This window comes from Rhodococcus sp. (in: high G+C Gram-positive bacteria), from assembly GCF_049286785.1.
In the GTDB taxonomy this organism is placed as follows: Bacteria; Actinomycetota; Actinomycetes; order Mycobacteriales; family Mycobacteriaceae; genus Rhodococcus_F.
In genome coordinates, this window is record NZ_JBAQEO010000517.1 from 1 (window position 1) to 4,900 (window position 4,900).

The 4,900-nt window shown below is 65.5% G+C and carries 6 protein-coding genes; 3 read left to right on the forward strand and 3 right to left on the reverse strand.

From position 1 onward, the window contains the following. Window positions 1–163: acyl-CoA dehydrogenase family protein (locus WAW17_RS18670; protein WP_422334426.1), on the reverse strand; the 163-nt coding region annotated here is incomplete at its 3' end. A 214-nt stretch (window positions 164–377) separates the two neighbouring features. On the opposite strand from WAW17_RS18670, the gene WAW17_RS18675 reads away from it, so the two are divergent. Genes WAW17_RS18675 through WAW17_RS18685 form a run of 3 tightly spaced genes read left to right on the forward strand, consistent with a single transcriptional unit; the run spans window position 378 to window position 2,610 of the window. Further along, on the forward strand, window positions 378–1,553 hold the full coding sequence (locus WAW17_RS18675) for a Rieske 2Fe-2S domain-containing protein (RefSeq protein WP_422334423.1): 1,176 nt from the start codon (window positions 378–380) through the stop codon (window positions 1,551–1,553). Continuing rightward, window positions 1,531–1,794, forward strand: a complete 264-nt coding sequence (locus tag WAW17_RS18680) for a hypothetical protein (protein ID WP_422334427.1) — start codon at window positions 1,531–1,533, stop codon at window positions 1,792–1,794. The genes WAW17_RS18675 and WAW17_RS18680 overlap by 23 nt, the downstream gene beginning before the upstream one ends. 24 nt (window positions 1,795–1,818) lie before the next feature. After that, the gene (locus tag WAW17_RS18685; protein WP_422334424.1) at window positions 1,819–2,610 is read left to right on the forward strand and encodes an SDR family NAD(P)-dependent oxidoreductase; all 792 of its coding nucleotides are present in this window, start codon (window positions 1,819–1,821) and stop codon (window positions 2,608–2,610) included. A 93-nt stretch (window positions 2,611–2,703) separates the two neighbouring features. Here the strand turns inward: WAW17_RS18685 and bphC are convergent, their stop codons facing one another. Together bphC and WAW17_RS18695 are read right to left on the reverse strand one after the other, a co-directional pair. Continuing rightward, the gene (gene bphC / locus WAW17_RS18690) at window positions 2,704–3,615 is read right to left on the reverse strand and encodes a biphenyl-2,3-diol 1,2-dioxygenase (RefSeq protein ID WP_422334425.1); all 912 of its coding nucleotides are present in this window, start codon (window positions 3,613–3,615) and stop codon (window positions 2,704–2,706) included. A 31-nt stretch (window positions 3,616–3,646) separates the two neighbouring features. Then, entirely contained in the window at window positions 3,647–4,825 is a 1,179-nt protein-coding gene (locus WAW17_RS18695) for an acyl-CoA dehydrogenase family protein (protein WP_422334428.1), read from the reverse strand. Between the last annotated feature and the right edge of the window lie 75 nt (window positions 4,826–4,900).

Here is a 4,900-nt window from a genome sequence, read left to right on the forward strand (position 1 = left end):
CCATACCGCCGTAGCGTGTGGGTTGCAGCATTTTGAACATCCCGGCGTCGCCCAGCTCCCGGACAACCTGGTCCGGCACCCGCCGCGACTCGTCGACCTTCTCCGCTCCCTCCGCAATCATCGGTAGCAGTTCACGGACCGAACGCAGGACCTCGTTGACCATCTGTAGCTCCTCCAGGGTGACGGCCCGAACAGGCTATTCGACTGTTCGTTTTGCGAGCTACGCCATCTCGCTCAACGGGAAAGCGCAGTTCACCGGGCCTTCCCACCGGCGGTCCCGTCCAGTGAGATCCGCCGGATTCACCGGTTCGCACTCACCTAACGTGCTGATCACCACAGTTCTGTGGCGAACACACCACGAGAGGACGGGACGCATCGTGACCACCACACAGTCCGATACCGCCGAGGTACGCGAGATCGACGCAGGCGCGGCCCCCACGCGCTTTGCCCGCGGCTGGCACTGCCTCGGGCTGTCCGAGGCGTTCACAGACGGCAAGCCTCATTCCATCGAGGCCTTCGGCACCAAGCTCGTCGTCTTCGCCGACAGCAAGGGACAGCTCTCGGTGCTCGACGCCTACTGCCGGCACATGGGCGGCGACCTCAGCCAGGGCACCATCAAGGGCGACGCGGTAGCGTGCCCGTTCCACGACTGGCGCTGGGGCGGCAACGGCCGCTGCAAGGAGATTCCCTACGCCCGCCGGGTGCCGCCGCTCGCCAAGACCCGGTCGTGGCACGCGCTGGACCAGGACGGCATGCTGTTCGTCTGGCACGATCCCGAAGGCAACCCGCCGCCGGCCGACGTCACCATCCCGCGGATCGAGGGTGCGCTCAGCGACGAGTGGTCCGACTGGGTCTGGTACTCCACCGAGGTCGACAGCAACTGCCGCGAGATTGTCGACAACATCGTGGACATGGCGCACTTCTTCTACGTGCACTACTCGTTTCCCACATACTTCAAGAACGTCTTCGAAGGTCACGTCGCCAGCCAGTTCATGCGCGGGCAGGCCCGCGAGGACATGCGCCCCAACGCGACGGGTCAACCCAAACTGCTCGGAAACCGCTCCGACGCCACCTATTTCGGACCGTCGTTCATGATCGACGACCTCACCTACGAGTATGAGACCCACGAGGTCGACTCGGTGCTCATCAACTGCCACTACCCGGTGAGCGCGAACAAGTTCGTGCTCCAGTACGGCATGATCGTCAAGAAGTCGAAGGACCTCGAAGGTGACGCCGCCACCGCGATGGCGAAGGCGTTCGGCACGTTCATCGCCAAGGGCTTCGAGCAGGACATCGAGATCTGGAAGAACAAGACCCGCATCGAGAATCCGCTGCTGTGCGAGGAAGACGGCCCCGTCTACCAGTTGCGCAGGTGGTACGAGCAGTTCTACGTCGACGCCGCCGATGTGACGCCGCAGATGACCGAACGCTTCGAGTTCGAACTCGACACCACCCGCCCGGTGGAGTCGTGGAAGAAGGAAGTGGAAGCGAATCTCGCCCGGAAGGTTCAGGCGTCTCATGCAGCAGACGATGCAGCCGCTGCAGTGCGCTGAGTGCGGGGTACGCGTCCTGGTTCAGAAGAACAGCTGGGAACACACCTCCATCCAGTGGAACGAACCCGCGCGCGCCGGCTGCCCGGAAATGTCCGTCCCGGACGCGGGTCGCGAAGGGCGGCCGGGCGCTCCCCGCACGGGATGCGCTGCCCTCGCCGCCTCGATCACCCACGCGGTGGAGTCCGGCCTCGTGGCAGTGCGCGATCCCGACCCCATTCCCACGCCGATCGTCGTGGACTGAGATGAACTTTCGAGAGGATTCGTCATGATCGACGCCCAGTACTACGGTCCGTGGGCCGTGATCGCCGGCGGTTCGGAAGGTGTCGGCGCCGGCTTCGCCGAGGAACTGAGCAAGGCCGGTATCAACCTCGTCCTGATCGCCCGCAAGCCCGGGCCGCTCGGAGAAACCGCCGACAAGGCCCGTGCGCACGGTGTGGAGGTTCGCACCCTCGAGCTCGACCTGCTTGCACCCGATGCCGTGGACCGGATCCGGAATGCCACCGACGACATCGAGGTTGGCCTGCTGATCTTCAACGCCGGCGCCAACAGCTACGGGCACGAGTTCGTCACCGGAGATCTGGCCGGCTTCCAGGGTGTGATCGACCTGAACATCACCTCGCAGCTGCATCTTTCACACCTCTTCGGCGCCGCGATGAAAGAGCGTGGCCGCGGCGGAATCATCCTGCTCGGTTCACTCTCCGGCTACATGGGTGCGGAAGACCAGAGCATCTACTCCGCGGCCAAGGCGTTCGGACGAATATTCGCCGAAAGCCTCTGGCTCGAACTCGAGCCGTGCGGCGTGCACGTCGTAGAACTGATCCTCGGTGTCACCCGCACGCCCGCGATGGAACGAGCGGGGCTGAACTTCGACCTTCCCGGCATGAACGTGGCCGAACCATACGATGTTGCCCGCGAGGGACTCGCCCACATCACGGACGGACCGGTGTGGGTGGCCGGCGGCAATTACGAAGCGGTGAAGAAGCGGAGTGCCTTCCCCCGCGACACCCTCGTCAAGGGTGCGGCCGAAGGAATGCGCAAGCTCCTGGGTCGGCGTTGACCCGTCCCGCCCACGTTCGCCCAATGTCACATCCGTTCAATCTAATTGCACCGGTGTGACATTGGGCGAGCACGCACGCTCTTGTTCGACGTGTCAGGAGAAGGCGGCCAGCGGCTCGGACCCCGACCAGTCGTGGCCCCAGTAGCTGTCGGCCGTGATCTCTTCGGCCGTGTAGTGCGCTTCGTCGACGAGCATGCCCTCGGTTCCGAACTCGAGGTCCCACCCGCCCGGGGCGCGGACGTAGAACGACACCATCTTGTCGTTGGTGTGCCGGCCGAGCGTGGACGAGATCGAGAACCCGAGCTTTCCGAGGCGATCCAGCGCCTGCCCGACGGCGTCCAGACTATCGACCTCCGTCATCAGATGCACGAGTCCCGGCTCTCCGGCATGCGGCGCGGGGCACAGCGCCAGGCTGTGGTGCCGCTGATTGACGCCCAGGAACCGCACCCGGCGGGCGGGGCCCGGTGCGTCGACCGGACCGAGCCGGATCGCGCCGCGAGGCAGGAACCCGAGTACCTCGGTGTAGAAGGTGTACGCCGCATCGAAGGCAGGCGACGGGAGCACGACGTGGCCCAGACCCTGTGCGCCGGTGACGAAACGGCCACCGAATGGTGTGACGACGGGACTGTGGTCGAGCACGGGACCGAAGAACACCTCCACCCGCGTTCCGGCCGGATCGTCGAAAGCGATCACCTGCTCGGCATCCCGGTACCGCGCGTTCTCCTCGGAGAGAACGTCGACCGCGACGCCGGCCTCTTCCACCGACTCGCGGACGCGCTGGAGCGCGAACTGATCGCGCACCTCCCAGCCCACGGCAAGCGCCTTGTCCGATTCACCGGGAAGAACGATGAGCCGTGAGCGCCGCTCGTCCACCCGCAGATACAGTCCGTCGCGCTCCGGGCCGGACCCCTCCGCCATGCCCAGCCCGTCCACGACGAGCTCACGCCAGCGCTTCACGTCCTTCGTCTGAATCCGGAGATAGCCCAGGCTACGAATGTCCGTCATTTTCGATTCCGTTCTCGAAGTGGTGCAGTCGTCAGATCATCGACCGGTGAACGCCCTGCGGTTCCCCGCCGAGTTGAGTGAGTGCCGACGAGTGGAAGATCGAGCCCGGCACGTGGATGGCATGCGTGAGACCGGCGTGGGCGTCCCGCCAGAAGCGCTGCATGGGGGTATTCAGCTGCAGGGCGCCGCCGCCGGAGCGCGCGAAGATCTCGTCGACCGCGCGCACCGCTCGCCATGCAGCCGACACCTGGGTGCGGCGGCCGATGGCCCGGAGCTCGAAGGAGATCTCCCGGCCGGCCTCGGTCATGTCCCAGAAGCGGTCCACAGTCTCGAGGATGGCCGCGCGGGATGCGGCGATCTCCGCGGCGGCCTCGCCGATCGCGAAGAGCACGTACGGGTCGTCCTTGACGGCGGTCCCGGTCACGGCAACCCGCACCCGCTGGGCGTCGAGGTGACAGGCCAGCGCACCCTCGGCGATACCGATCAGCGACGACGTGATGCCGAGCGGGAAGATGCACGAGAACGGGAAGTTGTAGAGCGTCTGGGTGCGGCCCGCCTCCTTGGGGGCGGAACCGTCGAATACCTTGTCGGCCTCCAGCGTACGGTACGTCGGAATGAACGCATCCTTCACGATCAGGTCCTTGGACCCGGTTCCGCGCAGTCCGACGACGTTCCAGCTGTCCTGGTCGATGTCGTAATCCGAGCGGGGCAGCAGCACGTGCAGCACCTTCGGCGGCATCAGCCGCTTGCCGTCGGCATCACCGACTGCGGCACCGATCATGATCCAGCCGCAATGGTCCGTTCCGGACGAGAAGGACCACTTGCCGTTCAGGATGTAGCCGCCGTCGACGGGCTTCGCGACACCCATCGGCGCGTACGGCGAGGCCATCCACATGTCGGGGTCTTCTCCCCAGATCTCGTCCTGGGCTTTGCGGTCGAAGAAGGCCAGCTCCCACGGGTGGACACCGACGATTCCGCTGACCCAGCCTGTGGCCCCGTCGATGGCACCGATACCCATTGCGGTCTCGGCGAACTCGCGCGGATGCGATTCGAGGCCGCCGTACTCCTTGGGCTGCAACATCCGGATCACTCCCGCGTCGCGCAACCGCTTGGCGGAGGTGTCCGAGAGCCGCATCAGCTTGTCGCCCTCCGCGCCCTCCGCCCGAAGCTCGTCGGAGAACTGCTCGATCCTGTCGAGTACCTTACCCATGATCATCTCGGCTTTCTGATGTACGTGGCCCGGCGAACGCTCGGGCAGACTTGTTTTCGGGCACTGCAGAATCGG

Bases quoted from the DNA above. Each gene is read 5' to 3' on its own strand.
- WAW17_RS18685 (WP_422334424.1), top strand. From the start codon at position 1,819: ATGATCGACGCCCAGTACTACGGTCCGTGGGCCGTGATCGCCGGCGGT.
- WAW17_RS18695 (WP_422334428.1), bottom strand. From the start codon at position 4,825: ATGGGTAAGGTACTCGACAGGATCGAGCAGTTCTCCGACGAGCTTCGG.
- WAW17_RS18680 (WP_422334427.1), top strand. From the start codon at position 1,531: ATGCAGCCGCTGCAGTGCGCTGAGTGCGGGGTACGCGTCCTGGTTCAG.
- bphC (WP_422334425.1), bottom strand. From the start codon at position 3,615: ATGACGGACATTCGTAGCCTGGGCTATCTCCGGATTCAGACGAAGGAC.